The organism is Sphaerimonospora sp. CA-214678 (genome assembly GCF_050942215.1).
Classification (GTDB): domain Bacteria; phylum Actinomycetota; class Actinomycetes; order Streptosporangiales; family Streptosporangiaceae; genus Sphaerimonospora.
Window position 1 is genome coordinate 1,015,491 of record NZ_CP192056.1, and the last position, 26,318, is coordinate 1,041,808.

General features: G+C 69.3%; 19 protein-coding genes. 12 read left to right on the forward strand and 7 right to left on the reverse strand.

The annotated features are described in order from the left end of the window. Position 1: 1 nt before the first annotated feature. The 4 genes from ACQP1K_RS04870 to ACQP1K_RS04885 all read right to left on the reverse strand — a co-directional run bounded on the left by ACQP1K_RS04870 (position 2) and on the right by ACQP1K_RS04885 (position 2,903). Entirely contained in the window at positions 2-580 is a 579-nt protein-coding gene (locus tag ACQP1K_RS04870) for a VOC family protein (RefSeq protein WP_433499661.1), read from the reverse strand. 84 nt (positions 581-664) lie between these two features. Continuing rightward, a complete protein-coding gene (locus ACQP1K_RS04875) occupies positions 665-826 on the reverse strand; it encodes a hypothetical protein (RefSeq protein ID WP_160330503.1) in 162 nt (53 codons plus the stop codon). 318 nt (positions 827-1,144) lie between these two features. Then, positions 1,145-1,786, reverse strand: coding sequence for a response regulator transcription factor (locus ACQP1K_RS04880; protein WP_433499662.1), 642 nt, complete (start codon positions 1,784-1,786; stop codon positions 1,145-1,147). Then, positions 1,779-2,903 carry a sensor histidine kinase gene (locus ACQP1K_RS04885; protein ID WP_433499663.1) on the reverse strand — a complete coding sequence of 375 codons (1,125 nt, stop codon included), beginning with the start codon at positions 2,901-2,903 and terminating at the stop codon, positions 1,779-1,781. Before ACQP1K_RS04885 ends, ACQP1K_RS04880 begins: the two co-directional genes overlap by 8 nt. A gap of 161 nt (positions 2,904-3,064) precedes the next feature. On the opposite strand from ACQP1K_RS04885, the gene ACQP1K_RS04890 reads away from it, so the two are divergent. The 4 genes from ACQP1K_RS04890 to ACQP1K_RS04905 all read left to right on the forward strand — a co-directional run bounded on the left by ACQP1K_RS04890 (position 3,065) and on the right by ACQP1K_RS04905 (position 9,231). Then, positions 3,065-4,621 (forward strand): succinic semialdehyde dehydrogenase, encoded by a 1,557-nt coding sequence (locus ACQP1K_RS04890; protein WP_433499664.1) that lies wholly within the window; start codon positions 3,065-3,067, stop codon positions 4,619-4,621. A gap of 220 nt (positions 4,622-4,841) precedes the next feature. Beyond that, the gene (locus tag ACQP1K_RS04895) at positions 4,842-6,620 is read left to right on the forward strand and encodes a GMC oxidoreductase (RefSeq protein ID WP_433499665.1); all 1,779 of its coding nucleotides are present in this window, start codon (positions 4,842-4,844) and stop codon (positions 6,618-6,620) included. A 305-nt stretch (positions 6,621-6,925) separates the two neighbouring features. Continuing rightward, positions 6,926-8,251, forward strand: coding sequence for a DUF4158 domain-containing protein (locus tag ACQP1K_RS04900; RefSeq protein WP_433499666.1), 1,326 nt, complete (start codon positions 6,926-6,928; stop codon positions 8,249-8,251). Continuing rightward, on the forward strand, positions 8,248-9,231 hold the full coding sequence (locus tag ACQP1K_RS04905; protein ID WP_433499667.1) for a Tn3 family transposase: 984 nt from the start codon (positions 8,248-8,250) through the stop codon (positions 9,229-9,231). The genes ACQP1K_RS04900 and ACQP1K_RS04905 overlap by 4 nt, the downstream gene beginning before the upstream one ends. A gap of 952 nt (positions 9,232-10,183) precedes the next feature. Here the strand turns inward: ACQP1K_RS04905 and ACQP1K_RS04910 are convergent. Then, positions 10,184-10,477, reverse strand: a complete 294-nt coding sequence (locus ACQP1K_RS04910; protein ID WP_433499668.1) for a hypothetical protein — start codon at positions 10,475-10,477, stop codon at positions 10,184-10,186. A gap of 604 nt (positions 10,478-11,081) precedes the next feature. On the opposite strand from ACQP1K_RS04910, the gene ACQP1K_RS04915 reads away from it, so the two are divergent. Continuing rightward, the gene (locus ACQP1K_RS04915) at positions 11,082-11,615 is read left to right on the forward strand and encodes a hypothetical protein (protein WP_433499669.1); all 534 of its coding nucleotides are present in this window, start codon (positions 11,082-11,084) and stop codon (positions 11,613-11,615) included. Between the two features lie 543 nt (positions 11,616-12,158). On the opposite strand, the gene ACQP1K_RS04920 is transcribed toward ACQP1K_RS04915, so the two are convergent. Beyond that, positions 12,159-12,647, reverse strand: coding sequence for a MarR family winged helix-turn-helix transcriptional regulator (locus ACQP1K_RS04920; RefSeq protein ID WP_433499670.1), 489 nt, complete (start codon positions 12,645-12,647; stop codon positions 12,159-12,161). Between the two features lie 139 nt (positions 12,648-12,786). Between ACQP1K_RS04920 and ACQP1K_RS04925 the strand changes: the two genes are divergently transcribed. From ACQP1K_RS04925 to ACQP1K_RS04935, 3 genes are all read left to right on the forward strand, one after another. Next, complete coding sequence (locus tag ACQP1K_RS04925) at positions 12,787-13,851, forward strand: alkene reductase (protein ID WP_433499671.1); 1,065 nt, start codon at positions 12,787-12,789, stop codon at positions 13,849-13,851. A 77-nt stretch (positions 13,852-13,928) separates the two neighbouring features. Continuing rightward, positions 13,929-15,476 (forward strand): glutamine-hydrolyzing GMP synthase, encoded by a 1,548-nt coding sequence (guaA, locus tag ACQP1K_RS04930; protein WP_433499672.1) that lies wholly within the window; start codon positions 13,929-13,931, stop codon positions 15,474-15,476. A 53-nt stretch (positions 15,477-15,529) separates the two neighbouring features. Next, on the forward strand, positions 15,530-16,807 hold the full coding sequence (locus ACQP1K_RS04935; protein ID WP_433499673.1) for an acyltransferase family protein: 1,278 nt from the start codon (positions 15,530-15,532) through the stop codon (positions 16,805-16,807). On the opposite strand, the gene ACQP1K_RS04940 is transcribed toward ACQP1K_RS04935, so the two are convergent. After that, the gene (locus ACQP1K_RS04940) at positions 16,728-17,486 is read right to left on the reverse strand and encodes a polysaccharide deacetylase family protein (protein ID WP_433499674.1); all 759 of its coding nucleotides are present in this window, start codon (positions 17,484-17,486) and stop codon (positions 16,728-16,730) included. The two genes, ACQP1K_RS04935 and ACQP1K_RS04940, sit on opposite strands and share 80 nt — an antisense overlap. 184 nt (positions 17,487-17,670) lie before the next feature. Between ACQP1K_RS04940 and ACQP1K_RS04945 the strand changes: the two genes are divergently transcribed. The 4 genes from ACQP1K_RS04945 to ACQP1K_RS04960 all read left to right on the forward strand — a co-directional run bounded on the left by ACQP1K_RS04945 (position 17,671) and on the right by ACQP1K_RS04960 (position 26,280). Further along, entirely contained in the window at positions 17,671-19,683 is a 2,013-nt protein-coding gene (locus ACQP1K_RS04945) for a glycosyltransferase (protein ID WP_433499675.1), read from the forward strand. A 5-nt stretch (positions 19,684-19,688) separates the two neighbouring features. After that, complete coding sequence (locus tag ACQP1K_RS04950; RefSeq protein ID WP_433499676.1) at positions 19,689-21,413, forward strand: glycosyltransferase; 1,725 nt, start codon at positions 19,689-19,691, stop codon at positions 21,411-21,413. Positions 21,414-21,475: 62 nt separating this feature from the next. After that, entirely contained in the window at positions 21,476-25,030 is a 3,555-nt protein-coding gene (locus ACQP1K_RS04955; protein WP_433499677.1) for a CDP-glycerol glycerophosphotransferase family protein, read from the forward strand. Between the two features lie 284 nt (positions 25,031-25,314). Continuing rightward, the gene (locus tag ACQP1K_RS04960) at positions 25,315-26,280 is read left to right on the forward strand and encodes an ABC transporter substrate-binding protein (protein WP_433499678.1); all 966 of its coding nucleotides are present in this window, start codon (positions 25,315-25,317) and stop codon (positions 26,278-26,280) included. Positions 26,281-26,318: the final 38 nt, after the last annotated feature.

Below are 26,318 nucleotides of genomic sequence, written 5' to 3' on the forward strand. Positions count from 1 at the left end.
CTCACTCCTGGAAGATCTCGGTGGGCGGGGGCACCTGCCGGTTCAACGCGATCGACTGGTCGACCAGCTGCTCGGCCGTGACCGGGCTCGCGTATTCGCCCAGCCGGAAGGTCGCGTGCGCCCATTCACTGAACTGGACGAGCCCGAACCGATTGCCGTCGGCGTCGGCCACGCTGGCGCCCCGGCCCATCGAGTCGCCGGCGTCGCCCCGGTAGAACGGGCTGTCTCGGAACTGCTCCTGGAACTCCGGCTTGATCTGCTTGGGCAGCGGGAGGTCGTACGGCCCCGCGGTCACCTCGCCGCCGAACTCGGCGATCTTCTTGAGCGTCCCGTCCAGGTCGGTCACATGGAAATAGATCGTGACGGACTCGCCGGGGAACCTGCGCTTGTTCACCGTGAGCAGTATTCCGTCGCTCGACACCGGCGCGTGATAGGAGATCTCGTAGGCGAGAGAACGCGCGAGCGGCATTCCGAGAAATGTCCGGTAGAACGCGAGGCCACGCTCCATGTCGTCGACCGGAATGTTGATGAGAACGGGTTTCGGAATGGCGGAGACGTCGATTTCCGTAGTGTTTTCCATTAGCTGGAACCGTACTTCCTGCCGGTGGTCGGTTTCTGCCGGGGCGGAGCCCGAAGGCTCCGGGCTTCCGGGCTCCGCTTCGAGCTACGGCCGCACGATGGTGCCGCACGAGCTGGAGGTGCAGCCCGCGCAGCACGACGAGGCGCCCGGAACGACCACGCCGAATCCAGCGCCGGACAGGCCGGCGCCGAGCGGCTGCGCAGTCATGCTGCGGTGGTCGATCGTGGCTGTGCTTTCAAGCTTCATGCCGTTTCACCTCCCTCCGTCCCGGGCCTTCCGAAGAATTGACGACCGCTGGGCGACGTCCAATCACTTCGGAAAGGCACCGTTTGTGACTGTCGAACCGATCATTACATGGAGTAAACATCTGTCAATGGTGAGGATTCGGCCACAGCAATGGTGACAAACATCATGGAAAGATGGTGTCGGAACGGCCTGTCCGTTTCGCGGATATCCGCCGTAAAGTCCGAGAGACGAACGTGTCCGCGCCCGGTGGGGAGGCCCGTACGGCGATGACAGACGACACCGCGGCGGTCGTGCCCGCGCGCCCCGGCGACACGGCGTTCAGAGCCAGTCGTTGTCCGCGGCGATCCGTACCGCCTCGTGCCGGTTGCGCGCACCGGTCTTGTGGATGGCCCGGGTGATGTAGTTGCGCACGGTCCCGGCGCTGAGACGCATGATCTTCGCGATCTCCGCGATCGTGAGCACCTCGCGCGCGTGCCGCAGCACCGCCAGCTCCTGCGGGGTGAGCGGGCAGGGCTTGGCCAGTGCGATTCGCGCGGCAAGCCTGTCGTCGATCACGATCTCGCCGTGGGACGCCTGTCTGATCGCGGTCACCAGCTCGGTCGGCGAGGCGTCCTTGACCAGATAGCCGCAGGCGCCGGCGGAGAGCGCCGCGCGCAGCGAGCCGGGCTCGCGGTACGCGGAGAGGATCAGGCAATGCGTCAGGGGAGAGCAGCGCTTCATCGCGGCGACCACCTCCACCCCGCTGGCGGACGATTCGTCCGCTCCCGGCGTCTGCGGCAGGTGCAGATCCACCAGGGCGACGTGCGGCCGGACCGCCGTCCCCACCGACACCGCGTCCCGCACACTCCCCGCCGTGCCGACGACCTCCAGCCCCGGATAGCCCGACAGCAGCTGCTCGAGCGCGTCCCGGATCAGGATCTGATCCTCCACGATGAGGATGCTCAGCGGTGAATCAGGCATGTGTCCATCCCTCTTCCGCGAGGATCGCGATCACCCGGATGCCGCCTTCCCTCGAACGCTCGACGCGCAGTTCACCGCCGGCCTGCTCCAGCCGTTCCCGCATCCCGGTGAGCCCGGCGCCCGGCACGATGGGCCAGGTGGGCCGTCCGTCGTCCGCCACGATCAGCCGGCCGGGACCGAAGATCACGCGGCACGTCCGCGCCTGGCTGTGCTTGACCACGTTGGTGACGGCCTCCCGGAGGAACCAGGCGAACGGCGCCCGCCGGTGCGCCTCCGCCGGGTCGCCGGCCACGGTCAGGTCGATCCCGGCCCAGCCCAGCAGTTCCCTGGCCTCTGCCAGCTCGGCGGCGATGTCCGGCGCCCGCATCTCCTCCACCACCGCCAGCGTGCTGTTCAACGTGGTGCGCGCCAGCGCCGCGAGGTGGTGCAGCTCCTCCTTCACGCCGTCGTGGGGCTCACGCTGCGCCACCACCTCGGTCCGCATGGCGAGAGCGACCAGGTTGCGTCCGACGACGTCGTGCAGGTCGCGGGCGAGCCGCCGGCGTTCACGTTCCTCGGCCAGCCGTTCCGCCGCCTTCTGGGTTCTCCACTGGGTGATGATGAATTCCAGCACCCGGTGAATGCCGGTCAGGGTGAGAGAGAAGACGGCCAACTGTGTCGCCAGCACACCGAGGCGAAGCGGGGTCAGCCCACGCGCGAGCCCGATGGCCGTGACGACGAGCAGGAGGACGCCCGTGCTGGACAGCAGCATGGCGTAAGAACGTCGCGTGATGACGAGACAGGTCGTGAGATAGAAAGGGAAGTAATACATCCAGACGTCGGGAAGTTCGGGAATGAGCGCCAGCCCGCTGACCGTGACACCCGCCAGCGCCCACGGCGTGCTCAGCCGTCCGGAAGGCGGTATGGAGCGGAATACCACCCTCATGTACGAGACGCAGAACACGACGAGACCGCCGACGGCGATCAGTGATTGCGGCAGGTCCGGCCGCCGGCTGACGAAGTCAGGCCACAGCATGAGGATGAGCAGCAGAAAAGCCGATGTGGCCAGGCGGATTCTCCGATAGAGGTAGGACGAAAGCGAGTTTATCGCCGGGTCGGGCTCCACCTCGTGTCCCACGATCCGATGATTACACGGGAACGAACCTTTTGGGAGGATCGCTGTCAAGGAGTCCAAGGGGTGTGGTTCTCCTGCCGCGGCCGGCGCATCCGCCGGGGATGTTCTGACATCGGTCTCGGCGACCGGTAGCCAGGCTTCCTGCACCGGAATATTCTTCCGGCATGGCCGCCAAGATTCGGGAACTCGACACCGCGATGGTCGAACGGGTGCTCAAGCATGTCGCCTCCGAGGGCAAAACCAAGGAGATCACGGCACCCTTCACCGGGAAGCCGCTGGCCGAGGTCCCGATCTCCACCGCCGAGGACGTCCGTACGGCGTATGCCAGAGCGAGAGCGGCGCAGGAGGCGTGGGCGACGCTGCCGATCCGCGGGCGGATCGAGCCGTTCCTGCGTCTGCACGACGCGATGCTCGACCGCCGAGCCGAGCTGCTCGACATCGTGCAGTGGGAGACCGGCAAGGCCCGGCGGCACGCGTACGAGGAGTTGCTCGACGCGGTCGGCTGCACGCTCTACTTCGCCCGCCGCGCGCCGGGGCTGCTGGCGCCGCACCGGCGGCAGGGCATCTTCCCGATCGCCACCAGGGCCGCGGAGCTGCGCCACCCCAAGGGCGCGGTCGCCGTGATCACGCCCTGGAACTATCCGCTGGCACTGGGCGTGAGCGACGTGACCCCGGCGCTGATCGCGGGCAACGTGGTGGTGCACAAACCGGACACGCAGACTCCGCTGTCCGTGCTGTGGACGATCGACCTGCTCGTCGAGCTGGGCATGCCCCGCGACCTCTGGCAGGTCGTGCTCGGCGACCCGGCCGACATCGGCGACCCGCTGCTTGACGGCGCCGACTACGTCGCGTTCACCGGGTCGACCCGGGCCGGTCGCGCGGTCGCCGAGGGGGCCGCCAGGCGGCTCGTCGGCTGCTCGCTGGAGCTCGGCGGCAAGAACCCGATGATCGTTCTCGACGACGCCGACCTGGACGTGGCCGTGCAGGGCGCGATCCGGGCCTGCTTCACCAACGCGGGCCAGCTCTGCATCTCGATCGAACGGCTCTACGTGCACGAGTCGATCGCCGACGTGTACTGCGACAGGCTGGCGCGCACAGTGCGGAACATGAAGATCGGTCCGAGCCTCGACTGGGACACGCAGATGGGCTCGCTCACCTATCGGCGGCAGCTCGACGCGGTGTCGGCGCACGTGGCCGACGCGGTGGACAAGGGGGCGAGGGTGCTGGCGGGGGGCAGGTCGCGGCCCGACCTCGGCCCGCTGTTCTACGAGCCGACGATCCTTGACGGGGTCACCGAGGACATGGCCGTCTGCCGGGACGAGACGTTCGGCCCCGTCGTTTCGATCCACCGCTTCGCCGACGAGGACGAGGTCGTCGAGAGGGCCAACGACACGCCGTACGGCCTGAACGCCTCCATCTGGACCCGTGACCTCGCCAGGGGGCGTGCGCTCGCCGCCCGGATCAAGGCCGGCACGGTCAACATCAACGAGGGGTACGCCTCGGCCTGGGCCTCGTACGACGCTCCGATGGGCGGGATGAAGGCATCGGGCCTCGGCCGTCGCCACGGGGCGGAGGGGCTGCTCAAGTACACCGAGGGCCAGACCGTCGCCAGTCAGGCGACCTGGCTCGGGTTCGAGCCGATCCTCGGCATGACCTACGAGAAGTACGCCGACACCCTGGCCACCGTCCTCAAAGCGATGAAGCGCCTTCACCTCAAATAGCCCCCCCGCCGTGATCTTGTAGTTGCTCGCAGACAGGCGGCTTGAGCTGGTAGAACAGACTTCGTGATCTTGCAGAAACTCGCATGCGGCACCCTTGACCTGGAGTGCTACTCTCCGTGATCTTGCAATTGCAAGATCACGACGGCGGGAGTGCCTGGTCGGAGGGGTCGCCTGCGAGAAACTGCAAGATCACGAAAGGGAGAATGCGAGGTCGGGCGGGATGTCTGCGAGTAACTACAAGATCACGGCGGGGGGTGGGGGGGTGGATTATGACGTCCTCGTCATCGGGTCGGGGTTCGGCGGGAGCGTCGCGGCGCTGCGGCTGACCGAGAAGGGGTACGCGGTGGGCGTCGTCGAGGCCGGCCGCCGCTTCGACGAGAGGACGCTGCCGAAGAACTCCTGGCGGGCCAGGGACTTCCTGTGGGCCCCCGCGCTCGGCCTGAAGGGCATCCAGCGCATCCACGTCCTGCGCGGTGCCGGCGGCGTCATGGTCTTGGCCGGAGCCGGGGTCGGCGGCGGCTCTCTCGTCTACGCCAACACCCTCTACGAGCCGCTCGACCCGTTCTTCGCCGACCCCCAGTGGAGCCACATCACCGACTGGAAGGCCGAGCTGGCCCCCTACTACGACCAGGCCAAACGCATGCTCGGCGCGGTGCTCAACCCCACGATGACCCCGGTGGACGAGGTGATGCGCAGGGTCGCCGGGCGGATGGGCGTGGGCGAGACCTTCCATCTCGCCCCGGTCGGCGTGTTCTTCGGAGAGCCCGGCGTCGAGGCCGACGATCCGTACTTCGGCGGGGTGGGACCGCGCAGGCGCGGCTGCACGGAATGCGGCGAATGCATGACCGGCTGCCGGCACGGCGCCAAGAACATGCTGATCAAGAACTATCTCTACCTGGCGGAGAAGGCCGGGGCGAAGATCCATCCCGAGACCACGGCCGTCGGCGTCCGTCCGCTGGCGGACGGCTACGAGATCGCCGTACGCCGTACCGGCCCGTTCGGCCGCACCCGCACCATCACCGCACGCCAGGTGATCTTCGCGGCCGGGACGTACGGCACCCAGCACCTGCTGCACCGGCTCAGGGCGACCACGCTGCCCCGGCTGTCGCCCCGCCTCGGCGTGCTCACCCGGACGAACTCCGAGGCCCTGCTCGGCTTCGAACGCTTCACCGTCGAGGGCGAGAAACTCAACCGCGGAGTGGCGATCACCTCGTCCTTCCACCCCGACCCGCGCACGCACATCGAGCCGGTCAGGTGCGGCGACGGCTCCAACGCGATGGCCGCGCTGCGCACGCTGCTGATCGACGGGGGCGGCCGGGCGCCGCGCTGGCTGAAGTTCCTCGGCGCGGTCCTCCGGCGGCCGCGTCTGCTGCCCCGGCTGGTGAACCTCCGGCGGTGGTCGGAGCGCGGGATCATCGCCCTCGTCATGCAGGCCGAGGACAACTCGATCACCGTCACGTCGCGGCGCGGCAAACTGCGGGCCGGACCGGGACACGGTGAGCCGAACCCCACCTGGATCCCGGCCGGTCACGAGGCCGTACGGCTCGCCGCAGAGGAGATCGGCGGCATGGCGGCGGGCAGCTGGCTCGACCTGTTCGATATTCCCGCGACCGCCCACTTCATCGGCGGCTGTGCGATCGGCGACTCGCCGGAGACCGGCGTGATCGACGCCTACCACCGGGTGTACGGCTACGAGGGCCTGCACATCGTGGACGGCTCGGCGATCTCCGCCAATCTGGGGGTGAACCCCTCGCTCACCATCACCGCCCAGGCGGAGCGTGCCATGGCGTTCTGGCCCAACAGGGGGGAGCCGGATCCGCGTCCCGCCCTCGGCTCCGGTTACGTGCGGATCACGCCTGTCGTGCCCGCCCGGCCCGTCGTACCGGCCTCCGCTCCGGGCGCGCTCCGCCTACCGATCGTGGAGATCACGCATTCGGCGGGAAAGGCGGCCGATGCGAACGGGAGCACGCCACGTCCGGACGGGACACCGCTCGGGTGAGCGCCGCATAGAGCCGGTTCGCCCCGCGATCCTCCGCCGCCACGATGGCGGCGGGTACGGCACGGCGCGGGCGGGCACGGCCTGTGAGGGGGTCCCGGTAGCAATGGAGAAATTTCCAACGAAGTTGCCTCTGATCTGCGGTAACGGAGGCGTTTGACCGCCTGTGGCGGGTTGGTGATCGCTGCCGCTACGTTCGTTCCGGTTCCGTCCGGTACGGCACGTGGGGTGGTGCGTTGTCAGAGAAGATGTTCTCCGAGGAGCAGTTGGAGCAGCTGCGCTCGTTCCCGGAGATCAGCGCAGATTAGTTGATCCGGTATTTCACGCCGACGCCAGCTGACGTGGCGTTCGTCGATCCAGGTCGTGGGCGGCGCTCAGTGGACCAGCTGGGCATGCTGGTCCAGCTCTGTACGCTGCAGTGGCTCGGGTTCGTGCCCGACGATGTGGCCTCGGCGCCGCTGGCGGCGGTGGCCCGGGTCGCTGAGCGGCTGGGCGTGTCGCCAGCGGCGTTGTCGTTATACGGCCATCGGGCACAGACCCGCTCGGACCATCTGGCGCAAGTCGCCAAGTACCTGGAGTGGAAAACCGCCTCGGCAGGCAGCCAGGCGATGAAGGAGCTCGAGCAGTTCTTGCTGGACCGGGCGATGGAGCATGACTCGTCGACGCTGCTGTTCAACCTGGCGCGCGAGTATCTGATGGCGGCCAAGGTCATCCGGCCCGGCGCGCTCATCCTGGCCAAGATGGTCGGCACGGCGCGCAAGAGCGCCGCCGACCTGACCTCGCAGCTGGTGGCGCACCTGCTGACCGATGAGGTCCGCGCCGACCTGGAGCTGATGCTGACCGTCGATGCGGGGCTGGGCATGACCCGGCTGGAGTGGCTGGTCACCCCGGCCAAGGACGCCTCGGCGTCGTCGGTGAAGACCGCGATCGACAAGCTGGGCTGGCTACGCGCGGTGGACGCGCATCAGATGGACCTGTCGCTGCTGCCGAACGAGCGGCGCCGGTTTTTGGCCCAGGTCGCGCGCCGCTCGACCAATCAGGGGCTGGAGCGGCGCAAGGAGCGCAAGTTCCCGATCTTGCTGGCGTTCGTGGCCCAGGCGGCGGTCGATCAGCTGGACGAGGTGGTGGCGTTGTTCGATCAGGCCGTCTCGGCGCGTGAGTCCCGCGCGAAGTCCAAGACTGACGAGGTGCTGGTTGAACGGGCCAAGAAGGGTGAGGCCCGGCACCTGCTGATGGACATGATCCTTCCGGTGCTGGCCGACCCGTCGATCCCCGACGACGAGGTCGGCGGGATGCTGCGCGAACGGATCGGCATGCAGCGGCTGCGTGAGATCACCTCGGATGCGTGGAAGCCACTGCCCAAGGACCACGGTCGGCTGTCGGAGCTGGAGTCCTCCTATACCTATCTGCGGCGGTTCACCCCGAACGTGCTGGCTGCGATCGACTTTCAGGGCGGGCCCGGCACGGGCGAGCTGATGGAGGCGGTGGCCGTCTTGAAGGAGATGAACCGGCTGGGCGGCCGCAAGGTGGGGCGCCGACCGGTTTCGTGCCCGCCAAGTACGCCGACTACCTGGACAAGGCCCGCAAATCCGGCGAGGACACCGCGTTTCGGCACTACTGGGAGCTGTGTGTGATCTTGTGTTTGCGGGATGGGCTGCGCAGCGGGGATGTGTTCGTGCCCGGAAGCCGCCGGTACGCCGACCCGGCGACCTACCTGTACACCGCCGAGCAGTGGGCGCCCAAGCGGGCCGAGTACTGCCGCCTGGTCGGTAAGCCGCAGGGCGCGACCGACGCGCTGGAGCAGGGCAAACAGGAACTGCACGCAGCTCTGGCGGAGCTGGAGCAGACCCTCGCCGGCGCCTCGCCCGATGACGCCGGTACGGTCCGGCTGGATGAGGAGGTGCATCTGGTGGTGCCGCCGCTGTCGGCCGAGGACATTCCGGCGGAGGCCAAGGCACTGAAGGAGGAACTGGCCGCCATGCTGCCGTTCGCGCCGATCGCCTCGCTGCTGATCGAACTGGACGCCCGTACCGGCTTCCTGAACTGCTTCACCCACGCTGGCGGCCTGCTGCGGATGGCCGGCTCGCTAAAGTACGGCCAGGCCACCGCCTCGCTGATCGTCGACAAGTGGTCGGCGGCCTCCCGACAGAACACCCTGGCCGCCGCGCTGAAGGAATGGGGGATGCTGCGCAGGACCGTCCACCTGGCCAAATACTTGTCGGACCCGGCGTTCAGGAGGAAGATCTCACGCCAGCTCAACAAGGGTGAGAGCCTGCACGCGCTGCGCCGGGACCTGCACTACGCCCAGCAGGGCACCATCACCCGCCCGCCCCTCGAGCAGCAGACCGAGCAGGCGTGGTGCCTGACCGTGCTGACCAACTCGGTAGTCGCGTGGACGACAGAATATTATTCGCGAGCAGTGCTGGAGCTGCGCTCTCAGGGCCGGGACGTGCCGGATGAGGTCCTTTCCCATATCTCGCCCGGCCACAGCGACAACATCAACTTCTTCGGGGTCATCAACGTGGACGTGGAAGCGGAACTGGCCAAGCTCGACACCACGGGATGGCGGCCGCTGAGGGCCGCGCAGCTGCGTGAGCTGGGGCTGACGCCCTGAGCGATCTCGGTGCAGACCGTTCCCGCCTCGACGCGATGGGCAGACTGCGGGGTGGACGTGATGATAGCCCGCGCCATTGCACGTGCCGTCGCCGTAACGGGGAGACCGTGCCGGCCTCTCGGGTATGGGGGCTTCTCGTCGGGTAGGGGACCGGGTCCCAACCTCCGGGGCCCTTCGGGCAAACGGGGTGTGCTGGTGCGTCTGGAATGGGAGCTGGAAGAGCTGATCGCGCCGTGTACGCTGCTGGACGATGCCTGGAAGCTGGTGTCGAGCAAGTGGACACAGGCTTGTCGCCGGTTTTCGTTCCCGCATTGAAAGCAAATAGTTCCGCACCTTGCGGAGTATCAGGCTAGGGTCGAGCGGCGCTGTCGCATGTGTCTCCGGCTAGTCCTATCCCTCTCGGGAGGTTGTACGTGCTTAAATCGCGACGTCTCGCCCTGGCTTTGGCGGTCAGCGTGGCTGCTGTCGTATCGGCCCTGGCTTCGGCTTCCATAGTCAGTGCCGGTGGCCCGTCGCCAGCCCCGTCGGCGGACACCTCAGCGCTCAGCTCTCAGGAGCGAGAGCTCCTGCAGTCCGACACGCCGAAGACGATCGCGTTGGACCCGCATACCGGTCAGGTGCTGTCGGTTTCTGAGGGGAACGATGCCGTCCCGGGCGGGAAAACGGTGGAGTTGGACCCACATACCGGTCGGGTGCTGTCGGTAAGCAATCAAACCCTCTCGCGGCAAGCTCCCAATCCGTAGCCGACTAATAGTAAGAACGTTCTCACAGGTCATGATCTTGCTATGGCTTTGATTGTCTGATAATAGGACCCCGTATCCGGGGCCGAAACTATTACGAAGGGCGGGAAGGCAAAAATTGCCTTCCCGCCATTTTTTACCTGCCCGTAGAATCGGCAGTTGTCACTCAATCACCTTCCGTGTCGGCAGAGGTAATGTGCTGGCCATCGGCTCTAGTAGAGGGTGACGCTGGTGCCCGTGACCAGCGAGCCGCTGAAGGTGATGGTGTTGCCGGGGCCCCACGGACCACTGCAGGGCGACGATCCACTGTAGGTCCAGCAGGCCTTGCCCGTGTAGCTGCCAGTGTAGAAGTAGGAGCGGGATGGCCAACTTCCCGTCTTCGTGCCCGCGCTGCCGTAAAACCCTTGGTCCGCGTACGGCACCTGGCCAGACTTGTAGCAGAAGTCTCCCGAATTGCAGGTACTGTGCTGGCTGATCATCGGTGTCGCGAGACTGCCTTCGGTCACCGACAGCACATTGCCGGTCCGTGGATCCAGCGCGATCGTCTTGGGTGCGCTGGACTTGAGGAGCTCAAGCTGCTGGGGGCTGAGCGCCGAGGTGTCGACCGACGGCGGAATCGGGGAGGGGCAGCGGCCATAGCCGTAGGAGCCGAGGTCAGTACTGCGGCGATAGCCGCGGCGCCAATGACCGAAGTCAGGGCGAGGCGTCGCGATTTAAGCACGTATAACCTCCGGTGATAGACGGACGAATTGGCTTGGTATCAACCAAACCCACCTTTGCACTGATTGAACGTAACCCCGACTCACCGGACAATCAAGGAAGATTCTAATTCAATCGATGTGACGTGTATCACAATCAAGGGAGGTCGGCAAGATGGACCTTGACAAAATGGGAAATTTATATTTCCTAATTGTTGTCTACGGCTGTCAGATGTGTCGTGGGTCTGGACAGCACGGATGACGGGGCTGGACCGTGACGGGCTGAGCGCCCCTCCCTCCGAGGTGTGGACACCTCGATTACCTCGCCGACGACAGGGACCTAGATCAACCGTGTGCCGGCTGGTGGCACGTTTTTTGCCGGCGCCTCATCGCAGTAAATACCGGAGGCCTGATGAACAACGAAGAGCCCGTATGCGGCCAACTCGCCGCCCGGCTGCACCAGGAGGCCGACGCCTTCACCCGGCACACCAGCACGGACCCCCTGCCGCCCGCCCCGGTGGTGCTCGGCCACGCCTGCCGGGCGTTCACGATCGCCGCGGCCGCGGCTCGGCTCCTGGATGAGCACGCCATCCCCCACCGTGACGCGTACGCCGTCTGCGCCGACGACTGCGGCCACGCGGTGCTCGCGCTGAACGAGATTCTCGGCCCGCACCTTGTGCGCCGCTACACCGGCGGCACCGTCCTGCGAGCGGACATCACCGCACTCCGTCAGAAAGGCGAGGAAGAGCTGGACCTGTCGACCATCGAGGACACCGACCACATCACCGCAGCGATGGTCACCCTTGGCGCTGCGCTGACCAAGGCGTTGACGCCGATGGCCACGGACGAGAACCTTCCCCCGATGATGCGGGAAGCCGCCCGCATGGCGGCAGACGCCGCCGACATCCTGTGGAGCCACTTCGGCGGCGACTCCGGCGGCTGGTAGCGCCTCGGCCGAGTCCTCCGCCGCCAGCTCCGCACCGCCCAGGGACCGTACGGATTACGAGACGGCCGCGCCTGCAGCGTCTGATCGTCGGCTCGACCCGGAAGCCGGCCTTTCGCGCAGCGCCTCCTCATACCGATCCAGCTTCCGCGCCGAGATTTCGGCGTCGGCGCAGGCGGCCAGGAAGGGCGCATCGTCATGCCCGCCCCTCGATCACGAACCCGCCATACCCTTCGCTGGACCGCCTGTCCGCCTTACACAGCACCGTCCGGACGACCTCCGCGTCCCGATCCCACACCGCCCACAACGGACCGGCCGCCCAAGCCGTAAGTGAATCGCAACCTAAGCCGCAGAACCCTTAATCACCGCAGATCAGAGGAAACTTCGTTGGAAATTTCTTCATTGCTACTGGGACCCCGTGAGACGGGTACGGCACGGCGCGGGCGGGCACGGCCTGTGAGACGGGCACGGCCTGTGAGACGGGTCCGCCCCGGCGGCCCGACGCTTCCCGACTGACGACAGGCGTCGGCTGTGGCCGCGGGGGGATCAGCTTCCGGGTGAGTCGGCCTGTGGGCACACGTTCGCCCTGATCACGGCGAGCAGCGAGCGGAGCGTCTCCTCCTGCTCCGGGGTCAGGCCGCGGGTCATCCGCCGCTGGGTCTCCTCGTCGATCCGGCGGACCTCCGGTTCCAGCGCGTCGCCCTTCGGCGTGGTGCTCACGATGCTGATGCGCCGATTCGTGGGGCAGGGGGAGCGGCTCACCAGGCCGCTGCGCTCCAGGCGCTGCAGGCTCTTGGTCATCGTCGACATGTCGATGCCCAAGATGGCGGCGAGCCTGCTCTGGGCCTGCGGGCCGTTGTCCCAGAGTGCGTTCAGCACGCGGTCCTGCCCGGGGTAGAGGTCGATCTCGGCCAGAAGGGCCGCGTGCAGCACCCGGTGTCCGTGTGAAGCCAAGGCCATCAGGCAGCTGATGCTCTCGGCGTCCTCTCGCGGGCTCGAACCTGCCGTCGTGTCGTCAACCAGCGGCTCCGCCATGGCGGGTCTCACACCCTTTCTTGTGTCCACCAGAGTACCCGCTTGCATATTGGTCGGCCAAGTTGTAAAACATGGATGGTCGGCCAAGTTGGTCGGCCAAATTGGCGAACCAAGTCAAAACCCTCAGAAAGGTCGGATCATGATGTTCAGGTCCTACGAGCTGGGCTCGCTGCACCTGCCCAACCGCCTCGCCATGGCGCCCATGACCCGCTCGCGCTCGTATGTGGCGGGAATCCCCTCATCCCTGACGGCTCTCTACTACGCCCAGCGCGCCTCGGCCGGACTGATCATCACCGGGGGGGTCCAGCCCAGCGCCGCGGGCAAGGGCTATATGGACACCCCGGGGCTGCACACCGACGAACAGGTGGCCGGGTGGTGTGAGGTGACCGATGCCGTGCACGCGGCGGGCGGGCGGATCTTCGCCCAGATCATGCACGCGGGCCGGATCGGCCATCCCGGCAACACCGGTGCCCTCCCCGTCGCGCCTTCGGCCGTACGGGCCGCCGGGCAGATCTTCACCCCGGACGGGCCGCAGGATCACCCCGTCCCGGTGGAGCTGTCCACCGCCGAGGTGGAGGAGACCACCCGGGACTTCGTGCGGGCCGCCCGCCTGGCGATCGACGCAGGGTTCGACGGCGTCGAGCTGCACGGCGCCAACGGCTATCTCATCCACCAGTTCCTGTCGCAGAACGCCAACCTGCGTGACGACCGCTACGGGGGAACGGTCGCCGGGCGGATCAGATTCGCCGTCGAGACCGCCGAGGCCGTCGCCGCCGAGATCGGCGGGCACCGGGTGGGCATCCGGCTGTCGCCGGCCAACGGCGTCAATGACCTCGTCGAGGACGACGCGCACGAGCTCTATCCGGCCCTGGTGTCCGAGCTCGCGAGGCTCGATCTCGTCTACCTGCACATGGTGGCGGCCGGTGGCGACGAGCTCAGCCGGCGGATCCGCGACCTGTGGCCGGCCACCCTCGTCGTCAACGACCCGGCGGGCGTCGACCCGGCCGTCACCGCGGCCAAATGGCTGGAGTGGGGCGCCGACCTGGTCGCGCTGGGCCGGGCGTTCCTGGCCAACCCCGACCTGCCGCTGCGCCTGCGCCTCGGTGCGCCGCTCAACGAGAGCGACACCGCCAGCTACTTCGGCGGCGACCACCGGGGGTACACGGACTATCCGGCGCTCGCCCTGCACCCCTCGGCGGTCTGAGCGATCGGGCGGGCGGGGTGGTCGCGGGCCGCCGATAAACTGGCGTTGCCGCTCGCTGCCTTTGGGGGTCCCTTCCGGTGTCTGAGTTCGACACGGTCCTCGTCGTGGATTTCGGCGCGCAGTACGCGCAGCTGATCGCCCGCCGGGTGCGTGAATGCCACGTCTACTCCGAGATCGTCCCTTCGACGATGCCGGTGGCCGAGATGCTGGCCAGGGAGCCCAAGGCGATCATCCTGTCCGGCGGTCCGTCCTCGGTGTACGCCGAGGGTGCGCCGGCCGTCCCCGCCGGTCTGTTCGAGACCGGGGTGCCGACGCTCGGCATCTGCTACGGCTATCAGGCGATGGCCCTGGAGCTGGGCGGCGAGGTGGCCAGGACGGGGGCCGCCGAATACGGCGGTACCTCGCTGAGCGTGCTCCGGGAGGGAGCGCTGTTCGCCGGGCTGCCGGCCACCCAGTCGGTCTGGATGTCCCACGGAGACACCGTGGTCGAGGCCCCGGCCGGGTTCGTCGTCACGGCATCGACCGAGGCGACGCCGGTCGCGGCGATGGAGGACCCGGCGCGCGGCCTGTACGGCGTGCAGTTCCACCCCGAGGTGCTCCACTCCGAGCACGGGCAGGCCGTGCTCAGACACTTCCTCGAGGCGGCCGGCTGCCGCCCGTCGTGGACGATGCTCAACATCGTCGAGGACGCGATCGAGGCGGTGCGGACACAGATCGGCGACGGCCGGGCCATCTGCGCCCTGTCGGGCGGCGTGGACTCCGCGGTGGCAGGCGCGCTTGTCCAGCGGGCCATCGGCGACCGGCTGACCTGCGTGTTCGTCGACCATGGGCTGCTGCGCAAGGGGGAGGCCGAGCAGGTCGAGCGCGACTTCGTGGCGGCGACCGGGGTGAAGCTCCGCGTCGTCGACGCGGCCGAGCGGTTCCTCAAGGCGCTGTCCGGCGTGACCGACCCCGAGGAGAAGCGCAAGATCATCGGCCGGGAGTTCATCCGGGTGTTCGAAGACGAGCAGCGTGCGATCCTCGCCGACGGCCCGGTCGACTTCCTCGTCCAGGGCACGCTCTATCCCGACGTCGTCGAGTCCGGCGGCGGCACCGGCACCGCCAACATCAAGTCCCACCACAACGTGGGCGGCCTGCCGGAGGACCTGAAGTTCGCGCTGGTCGAGCCGCTGCGCACGTTGTTCAAGGACGAGGTGCGACGGGTCGGCGAGGAGCTCGGCCTGCCCCCGGCGATGGTCTGGCGGCAGCCGTTCCCCGGCCCGGGCCTCGGCATCCGGATCGTCGGCGAGGTCACCAGCGAGCGCCTCGACCTGCTGCGTGAGGCGGACGCCATCGCCCGCGAGGAGCTGTCGCGCGCCGGCCTCGACCAGGACATCTGGCAGTGTCCGGTCGTGCTGCTGGCCGACGTGCGGTCGGTCGGCGTGCAGGGCGACGGCCGCACGTACGGCCATCCGATCGTGCTCAGGCCGGTGACCTCCGAGGACGCGATGACCGCCGACTGGGCCCGTGTGCCCTACGACGTGCTGTCGCGGATCTCGACCAGGATCACCAACGAGGTCGGCGAGGTCAACCGCGTCGTCCTCGACATCACCAGCAAGCCGCCCGGCACCATCGAGTGGGAGTGATCCCTCGCCGGAATCTTTCAGTGTGGTTTGTGTAGGGCGGGTATGGTATCGCGGTGATTGCCGCTCAGCCCGACACCGCCCCGCAGGGCACATCCGTTGATCACGGCGCACGGCTCGCCTGGCTCGACGCGTTACGCGGGCTCGGCGCCCTTGCGGTGGTCGCCGAGCACGTGCTTCCGTGGGCGATGCCGTCGCTCCGGCCGTACCGGTTCAATATCGGCATCTACGGCGTGCTGGTGTTCTTCCTGGTGAGCGGATACATCATTCCGGCGTCGCTGGAGCGCCGGGGCGACGTACGTGCCTTCTGGATCAGCCGCCTGTTCCGCCTCTACCCGATCTACCTGCTGGTCGTCGGGCTCGTGCTCGTCATGGCGTTCTGGGTTCCGGTACGCGACTCGGTGCCGCGCCACTTCTCGGCGGTGGCCGCGCACGTGACCATGCTGTTCGACGTGGCACACCAGGGCGGCATGGTCAACACGATGTGGACGCTGTCGTACGAGATGGTGTTCTACCTGATCGTGACGGCTCTGTTCGTGCGCGGCGCGCACCGGCGCAGCGGGCTGATCGCCATCGTCTTCGGGGTGGCGGCGATCTGCGCCGGGCTGGTGCTGTCCGGCCCGCTGCTGCCCGATCACTGGCCCGCGATCATCGCGTTCGTGCTCTTCGTGGCGGGCATGGCCTGCCTGATCTCCGGCCGGTTCCGCACGATCGCGGCCTATGTTCTGGGGCTGATGGCGCTCACGCTGCTCCTGTCCGGCAGCTACGTCCCGTGGTTCGGGGCGATGATCCTCGCGGTGATGTTCACCGGGACGGCGATCTACCGCTGGGAGCAGGGCACCGGCGGCCTCGTCCCGGTCGCCGTCTCGGCTGTGCTCGTGGCGGTGGCGCCGGTCTGGTCGATCCAGGCGGGCTGGTGGTGGGTGCAGCCCGACGTGTGGATCACCACGGTCGCCCTCGCCGGCGGCACCTTCGCGATCGGCATGGCCCTGCGCGGACGGACCGTGCCCACCGCGCTGACCTGGCTGGGCCTGATCAGCTACTCGGTCTATCTGCTGCACGTTCCACTGATGACGTATCTCAGCGGCGTGGTGGGCGACCTGCGCGCCATGCCGGCCGTCGTCCAGATGGCCCTCACGCTCGGCTACCTCGCGGTGCTGCTGTGCGTGAGCTGGTTGACGTACCGTTTCGTGGAGTCACCGGCACGGCGCCTCGGCAGGTCGTGGATCGGCCGCGGCGGGGACGCCGCGGCCTCTAGCCCTCGGTCCCGTCCGGGAACTCCATTTCGTCCGAGTCGTCCGGCAGCATGTCGGGATACACCTCACCCGGGGTGAGCTTCTGGCCCTCGAGCAGCTTGGAGACCGTGACGAAGCGGTATCCCTGCTTGGTCAGCTCCCGCAGCACGGTGGGCAGTGACGAGATCGTCTCCTTGACGGTCTCGTGCATCAGGACCACGGCGCCCGGCTCAGCGATCTCCAGTGCCTTCGAGGTGAGCAACTTCACATTGCGGTAGTCCTTGATGTAGTCCTTCGTGGCGACGGTGCCGGGGATCTGCACCATCCCGAACTTCGCCACGATCTCCTTGGCGTCCTCCGTGTAGAGGCCGCCGGGCGCGCGGAACAGCACGGGGTTCTTGCCCGTGGCCTTCTTGATGATCCGCTGGGCGTCCCGCACCTCCACGTAGATCTGCTGGGAGGTGAGATCGGTGAAGTATTTGTGGTCCCAGGTGTGGTTGCCGATCTCGTGGCCGTCCTTGGCGACCTTGCCGACCAGCTTGAGGTTCTTCTTGACCCGATTTCCGATCATGAAGAACGTGGCCTTCGCCTTGTATTTCTTCAGGACCTTCAGCAGGGTCTCGGTGTTCTCCGCCGGGCCGTCGTCAAAGGTGAGCGCGATGCACTTGTGCACCACGCAGTACGGCTCTGGCGCGGTCCGGCTCGCCTGCGCGGGTGTGGCCATCGCTGTCGTCAGCGAGCACGCGACGGCGATGGGGATCAATCGACGGAATGCCATGGTCGGGATGCTCCTCGGGGGATCTTTGGTTCGGCATCGTAACGTGTTCGCCTGGGAACCCCCGTAAACCTTCAGCCAAGAACGGGTGTATGACGGCCACTCCAGCCGTGCCTTTCGCGATGCTGTCCCGGTCGATGTGATGCGGGATCGCCGGGGCCACCGGCCGAGGACCAGAGGAGGGCGGGTGACCCGAGCCGCCACCCAGGCCACCATCCGGGCCGCCGCCCGGATCACCACGAGGATCACCACGCGGGCCGCCGCCCGGGGCGGGACATGGGGCGGGACACGGGGCGGGACGCGGACCGTGCGGACGTGGGGGGCCTGCCTGGGGTTCGAATCCTGTCCCGAACTGCTCGACCGTCTCACCGAGGTCTTCCCCGGCCCGTGGACCCGCCTGGCCGAGATCGGCGTGGTCGCCGGCTCGGCGGTGGCCGGGCCGTACGACTCGGTCGTCATCGCGGTGCGGTCCCCGGCCGACGTGCGCAGGGCCGTACCGATGCGCGACCTGCTGCCGCGGGCGCCGCGCGTGCGGATCGCGGTGGCGGAGGTCCCGCCGTGGGCGGTCCAGCCGCTGCCGACGGCGGGCGACGGAACGGCCTGGCGGCATCTGGTGGATCTGCGGATCAGGCGCAGATCACGGGGCTGGCAGATCGACGCCAGGTTCGCCGAGCCGGTGGCCGCCGGCGAGGTGCTCGCCCATGTCGCGCACGGGCTCTTCGGGGCACGCCGTCACCTGACCCAGCCGGTGGTCGGCCTCGCCGGGGCGGACGCCGCCCGGTGGCGGCCCGGTGATCTCAACGCGACGCCCTCGCCGCCGGGAGGTCGGGTCCCGGAACGGCGCGACGCCCCCGGATGCGATCTCCTGCTGCGTGTCGCGGAAGACGGCGCGACGCCCTGGCACGCGGTGCCCGGAGACGGGGGGCCCTGGGAGGCGGTGCCCTGGAACCCGGGGCAGCGGCGCGACTCCGTCCCGCTCGTGACCCGGCGCCCCATCGGTTCCCGGCATCCGGACCCGCATCCCGACCTGCTGCCTCCGGTGGACGAGGTCGTGATCAACCCCATCGGGTTCCGGCCGGACCCGTCGATGCCGCTGGCCGCGCTCGCCGAGCATGGTCCGGGCCTCGCCGTGACCTGCGGTCCCGACGTGCTCGTACGGCTCCCGCCGGACGGCGGCCTCACCGACGCCGACGTCGCCCGGCTGCGCGACGTACGCGGCGTGGTCGTGCCCGCGCTGGAGGGAAGGCCCCTGATCGCGGCGGGGATCGTCGCGGCCCTGGCCGCTGCGGGGGTCCCGGTCGTCGCCGAAGACGACCCGGCGCGCGACGCGGCCCTGGGGCCCGAGCTCGCCACCGCGCTGGTGGCGGTGGAGCCGGACAGACTCGACTCCGACCTCCACCGGGAGGAGATCAGCATCACGCTGCGCCGCCGGGCGCTGCGCGTCCACGGTGCGGCGGCCCGCTGGAGCGGCATCGCCTCGGCCGCCGGGCTGCCGGTGCCGCCCGAGCCGTCGGTCTCGATCCTGCTGTGCACGCGCCGCCCGGAGATGCTCCCGTTCGCCCTGGAGCAGCTGAGGCGGCAGCGCGGAGTGCGGGCCGAGCTGATCGTCGGCCTGCACGGTGACCGGCTCGAAAGCGCGGCGGCGAGGGAGACGAAGATCGACGGCGGCCCGTTCCCCGTCACCGTCGTCACGGCTCCGTCCGCCCGGCCGTTCGGCGAGGTGCTGAACCGGATGGCGGCGGTCGCGTCCGGATCGTTCCTGGCGAAGGTGGACGACGACGACTGGTACGGCCCCGACCACCTCGCCGACCTGCTGCTCGCGCAGCTCTACTCCGGCGCCGACCTCGTCGGCTCCGCGGCCGAGTTCGTCTACCTGGAGCCGATCGACGTGACGATCAGACGTCCCATCGGGACCGAGAGGTTCGTCCCGCAGGTCGCCGGGGGGACCATGCTGATCGCGCGGGCCGCGTTCGAGGCGGTGGGCGGGTTCCGGCCGCTGCCGCGCACGGTGGACGGCCAGTTGCTGGAGGCGGTGCAGGCGGCGGGCGGGCGGATCTACCGCACGCACGGATTCAACTACGTCCTGCGCCGCCGCGCCGCACGGGGGCACACCTGGCAGCAGCCGCTGCCGTCGTTCCTCGGCTCCTATCGGGAGCAGTGGCGCGGCCTGGTCTTCAACGAGCTGATGGTGCGGAGATGAACTGAATGACCATGTCATGGACGCCAACGCCCCACATGTCGTGGATCTCCCAGATTCCTCCGGCTCCCGCCACGCCGCGGATTCCGCGTAACGACTACGGTGTGCTCGGCGCGCCGCCCGCGCTGGGCGCGTGGACGCCGGAACTGTCGGTGAGCGTGGTGATCCCCGCCTATCGGGCGGAGCGTACGCTGCCGTTGACGCTGGCCGCCCTGGCCCGGCAGACCTACCCCGGTCACCTGATCGAGGTCGTCGTCGTGGACGACGGTGAGGAGCCCATGGGCTCCCTGCCCGATCTCGTGCCGCCGCTGACCCGGGTGATCCGCCCGGGCTCCGGCGTCTGGGGCAAGCCGAGCGCCTGCACCGCGGGAGCCGAGGCGGCCGGCGGCGACGTCGTCCACTTCCTCGACGCCGACCTCGTGCCGTCCCCCGAGCACATAGAGGCGCAGATGCGCTGGCACCACCTCGCCGACTACCTGGTCGTGCTCGGACATCTGAGTTTCGTGCCGGGGCTCGACCAGGTGCCCGCCGGCGAGGTGCTGGCGGCGATCGAGGCCGGCACGCTGGACCGGCTCTTCGGGGACGGCATGCCGCAGTGGACGCAGCGGCGCTGGGACGAGACCGCGGACCTGCGGGAGGCGGGCCTGCACGCCTTCTCCGTCACCGTCGGCGCCACGCTCTCCGTCCGGGCCGAGCTGCTGCGTGCGGCCGGCGGGATGGACCGCACGCTGGTGCTCGGCGAGGACACCGAGCTGGGATATCGGCTGGCCCAGGCCGGCGCCGTCTTCGTCGCCGACCGCGCCGCTCGCGGTCGCCACATCGGCGATTCCACCGTGATGCGGCGCGAGCAGGACGTGAAGCGGCACAACTGGCCCTACCTGGCCGAGCGGGTGCCCGCCTTCCGCTGGCTGCGCGACCACCCCCACCGGCGTTACCTCGTGCCGTACGTCGAGGCCGTCGTACGGGTGGCGGACGCCTCGTTCGAAGAGGTGCGCGCCACGGTCGACGGCCTGCTCGCCAGCAGGCTGCCCGACGTCGCCGTCAAGATCATCGGTCCGTGGGGACGGCTCGACGACGGCCGCCGCAGTCCCCTCGACGACCCGTGGCTCGATCTGCGGCTCGTACGCGGGTGCTACGAGGGGGAGACCCGGGTCGCCTACTGCGAGAGCCTGCCGGAAGACTGCGCGCCCGTGCCCTTCCGGCTGCACTGCCCGCCGGGATGGGCGCCCTCCCGGGGCACGCTGGGCTCCCTCGTCAAGTTCGCCGACAAGCACTGCCTCGGCGTCGTCTCCGTCGCGCTCGAGGAGCGCGAGCCGGCTGGCCCGCCAGAGCCGCGGGGATCGAGCGGGGCGCCGGGATCGAGCGGGCCTGCGGGACTCACCGGGCAGGACATGCGGTCCGAGATCGTGCACGCACGGCTGGAGCGTACGGCGGCGCTGAACCGCGCCCGCCGGTGCGCGCGCGGGTCCGCCGCCGGCGATCACACCGACCTGGACGATCTCGTGCACGAGATGTTCGGCACGGTCTGGGTCGCCGGAGACACCTGGGGTCTCGTCAGGGCCGAGGCCGCGGCCACGGCGGGACGGACGCCGCGCAAGGTGCGGCGGCGGCCCGGGAGGCGACCGCCGGCCGCCAGGCTGCGCAGGATCGCCGGGATGTGCGGGGTCGCCAGGCTGAGCCGTACGGCACGACTGCTGCTGCGCCGGCTGCGCGCCATGGTCAGCCCGGGGTGAGTGGGGCGAGATAGCCCGTAACGGTCGCCGCGGAAGTTCCGCCGAGTTGGAAGGACCCGTCTGTGCCTCGTCTCAGCGTCATCATCCCGATCTACGAGGTGGAGCCCTACCTCGCCGCCTGCCTGGAGTCGGTGGCCGCCCAGACCTGGCGGGACCTCGAGGCCGTCATGGTCGACGACGGGTCGCGTGACTCCAGTGCGCTGATCGCCGCCGCCTTCGCCGAGCGCGATCCGCGGTTCCGGCTAATCAGCCAGGAGAACGCCGGGCTGGGGGCGGCTCGCAACACGGGCGTGCGGCACGCCACCGGCGAGTTCCTCACGTTCCTCGACAGCGACGACCTGCTGCCGGTCCACGCGCTCGAATACCTGCTCGCCGCCCTGTCGCACACCGGCTCCGACCTGGCCACGGGCAACGTGCTGCGCTTCGACGGGCGGCGGGCCCGGCCGTCGGCGCTGCACCGGGCCGTGTTCGCCCGACCGGCCACGGCCACGCACGTCACCAGGGAGAACGCGCTGCTGCGCGACCGGCTGGTGACGAACAAGCTGTGGCGAAGGACGTTCTGGGAGGCGGGCGGGTTCGGCTTTCCCGAGGGCGTGCTGTACGAGGACATCGCGGTGGCGCTGCGTGGCCACTTCCTCGCGAAAAGCGTCGACGTGATGCCGGCGCCCGTCTATCTGTGGCGGGTGCGCGACGGCGGGAGCCGGTCGATCACCCAGGACAAGACCAGGATCGACCATCTGGAGGACCGGTTCGCCGCGGTGCGCACGGTCCGTACGTTCCTGGGCGAGCATGGCATGCGGGCGCAGATCGACGCCTGGGATCAGACGGTGCTCGAGACCGACCTGACGAACTTCGTGGACGTGCTCGACCAGGCCGGCGGGGCCTTCCACGACCGGTTCCTCGAACTCGCCAACCACTACCTCGACGACGTGGCCGCGCCGGTGCTCGACGGGCTGCCCGCGCTGCGCCGGCTGCAGTGGCACCTGATCAGGCAGCGGCGGCTGGCCGACCTGCTCGACGTCCTGGCATGGGACCGGCGGGTGCCGCCGGACGAGCGGTTCACCCGCCGCATGTGGACGTACCACCTCGACATCCCGCTTCTGCGTGAACGCGAGCCGAAGGTGCCCGCGGCGGTGTCGCGGGTGCGCGACGAACTCGTCCCGCGCACCCGCGTCGACGCGGTCAGGTGGCAGGACGGCAGGCTGGTCGTCGAGGGCCGGGCGGCTCCCGACTGCCCCCGGCCGGTCAGGCGCTATCACCAGCAGATCTTCGCGTCACTCGTGCACGAGCGGACCGGGCGGCGGATCAGGGTTCCGGTCACGGTCGTCCGTACCCGCGTCTCGGCCAAATCCGGCTCTCGGCGCGACTGGGGCGGTTTCCGGCTGGTGATCGACCCGGGGGCGCCGGGCCGCCGTCCCGGGCTGTGGCACGTCGAGCTACGCGTGATCCACCGGGGCCTGCCGCTGCGGCGCGTGCGGCTGGCCGACTCTCGTGCCGTCTGGGTGGACCGGGTCGGGCAGCGGAACGTGGGCCCCGATCTCTACGTGGCGCCGCTGCTCACCGAGACCGGGGACCTCGCGCTGCGCACCGAACGTGAGGTCGCCAGGATCGTCACCCAGAGCGTGCGGGACGGCAGGCTCCGCCTGGTCGGCCGCGCCGTACGCGGGCTCGGCCCGGCACCCTCGCTCCTGGTCACGCGGCAGCCGGGCGGTGTTCCGCTCTCCTGCCCGGTCGAGGTCGACGGGTGCACCTTCGAGACCGAGGTGGACCTGCGCGACGTCATCGGCCGTGGTCGCCTCGGGAACGCGGGCGGCCTCGGGAACGCGGGCGGCCTCGGGAACGCGGGCGGCGTGGGGAACGCCCGTCCGGGCGCCGGGACGCCGGGCGAGGAGCCCGCCGTGTGGCGCGTCGAGGTGCTGACGGCTGACGGGGTCGTCACACCGGTCACCGCCGCCGACGATCTTTCGATCGGCCGGTACGGCACGGCGGGGCGGGAGATCGTCGTGCTGCCCGACCCATCGGGCCGCCTGATCCTCCGGGATCAGCCCGTCGCCGCTTTCGCCGACCTCAGCGAGTGGCTGCCCGGCGGTGAGCTGCTCGTCGAGGGCGGGTTCGCCGTGCCGTGCGGCCCGGCGGCGCTGGTGGTGCGCTCGCTCGATCAGGACGACGTACGGCTCGCGCGGATCGAAGGCGCGGGCAGCCGGTTCCGGGCGCGGCTGGTCCCCGAGGAGGTCGACTCGGCGGCCGGTCGGCTGCCCCTGCCGCGTGGCAGGTACGGCCTGGCGATCCGGGTCCGTGACGGGGCGGGCGCCGGCGGAGTCTCGCGTGACCTGCCGATCGAGCTCGACGCCGACGAACCCCTGGTGCACGAGACGGCCCGCCGTACGTTCGAGCTGGCCGCCGACGGCGACGGTCATGCCGTGCTGACCGTGGGCAGCGACCTGTCGGCGAACGAGCGCGGCAAGACGGCCCAGCGCGAGCTGCGCACGAAGGCGTATCCGGCGATGCGCGCCAAACCGCTGCGGCCGGCCGTGCTGTTCAGCGGCCACGGGGGGAGGCGGTTCGCCGGCAGCCCCAGGGCGATCTACGAGGAGCTGCGGCGGCGCGGGGCGGAGCTGTCGTTCCTGTGCGAGGTGCGCGACGGCCAGGTGGCGCTGCCCGACTCGGTCGAGCCGGTGCGGTCGCGCGGGCGGGAGCACTACGAGGCGCTCGCCCGCTGCCGCTATGTCGTCACCGACCACGACCTGCCGCGCTGGTTCGAGCGGCGGACGGATCAGACGGTCGTGCAGACCTGGCATGGTCCGCCCACCGCCCTGGCCGCGCCGGAGGAGGGCCGCCGGCCGGTGCACGGCGCCGGGCAGTGGACCCACGTGCTCTCGCCGGGTCCCTGGTGGACACCACGACTGCGGGAGACCTTCGGCTTCACCGGTTTCGCCGGTCAGGTGCTGGAGACGGGCCTGCCCTGCGACGACGTCCTGGTCGGCCCCGACGTCCTGCTCGGCGCCGATCCCCTGACCGACGCCGAGGGGACGGCCGGCGCTGACTCGGGAGCGGCGGCGGTGGCTGAGGCGAAGCGGTTCGCCAGAGAGCTGGCCAGGCAACTGGCCAGGCGGCGACTTTTCGGGCGATTGGGCACGCCCGATGGCACCCGGCTCATTCTGTACGTCCCCCCGGATCGGAGCGGCCCCGATCACCGGGACGGACGGGGGGACCGGGGCGGCGCGCCGCTCGACCTGGAGCGCGTCCGGGCCGCGCTGGGCGACGGCCACCTGCTGCTGGACCTGTGCGTCTCGACCCACCCCGATCCGTACGAGCTCTATCTGGCCGCCGACCTCCTGGTGACCGGTCATGCCGGGGCGATGTTCGACTTCGCCGTGACGGGCCGGCCGATGCTGTTCCACGTCGAGGCGGACGCGAGCGGCAACGGCATCGAGGATCTGCGCCCGGAGGTGCCCGGCCCCGTCCTGCGCACCCCGGACGAGGTGATCGAGGCGATCCGCGAGGTCGACGAGATCGCCGAGAAGTACGCGAGCGCGCTGGAGGCGTTCGTGGCGAGGTTCCGCCCGCTGGCCGACGGCGCCGCGTCCCGCCGCGTGGTCGACCTCCTCCTCGGCTGACCATAGGGCGCACGGCGAAGGAAGCGGGTCCGCCATGCCGGGACCCCTGGTCTGATCCGGAAGCGGGCGCTATTCTCCTGGCCATTGCGCGACAGGGGTTCGATGCCGTCGGCGAGCACGGTGTCGAGGCACTGCTCCGATGAATCGAGCCGCGCGGCGTGTCGCGGTGCAGGTGCGCACTCCTCCGGCGTTCGCCGGGGCGGGTACCGCCTCTGTCGGCAGCGACGACCTGTGGTTTTCCCACGGTCCGCCGGTCGTCGACGGAGAACCAGAAAGGACCCCCCGTGTTCAAGAGGATCTCGGCTCTGATCGCGGTCGGTGCCACCGCCCTCACCCTGGCCGCCTGCGGCGGTGGCTCCGTATCGGACGAGAACGCGATCACCCTGGGCTTCTCCCAAGTAGGCGCCGAGAGCGACTGGCGCACCGCGAACACCCAGTCGATCCACGATTCGGCGCAGAACTGGGGGGTCGAGCTGCACTTCGCCGAGGGCGATCAGAAGCAGGAGACCCAGATCGAGGCGATGCGCTCGTTCATCGAGCAGAAGGTCGACGTCATCGCGTTCTCGCCGGTGATCGAGTCCGGCTGGGACGAGGTGCTCAAGGAGGCACGGGACGCGAACATCCCGGTCATTCTCACTGATCGTGCCATCGATTCCGCCGACAAGACGCTGTACAGGACCTTCCTGGGTTCCGACTTCGTCGAGGAAGGCAGGAAGGCCGGCCGGTGGCTGGCGGAGGAGTTCGCGGGGAGCGGCGGCCCCGTGAACATCGTCGAACTGCAGGGCACGATCGGCTCGGCCCCGGCCACCGACCGCAAGGCGGGCTTTCAGGAGATCATCTCCGCCGACGCCAAGTTCAAGATCGTAGAATCGCGGACCGCCAACTTCACCCGCGCGGAGGGGAAGGAGGTCATGGAGGCGATCCTGAGGGACCATCGGGACATCGACGTACTGTTCGCGCACAACGACGACATGGGAATCGGCGCGATCGAGGCGATCGAGAACGCGGGCAAGGTGCCCGGCAAGGACATCAAGATCGTTACCGTGGACGCGATCAGGGACGGCATGCAGGCCCTGGCCGACGGAAAGATCAACTTCATCGTGGAGTGCAGCCCGCTGCTCGGCCCCCAACTCATGGATCTGGCGCAGCGGATCGTCAGGGGCGAGCGGGTGCCGGCCCGAGTGGTCACCGAGGAGACCACATTCACCCGGGAGCAGGCCGAGGAGGTCCTCTCCACCCGCCAGTACTGAGTCCGCCGCCACCGGCCGAGGCGGAGAGGGACGCCTAC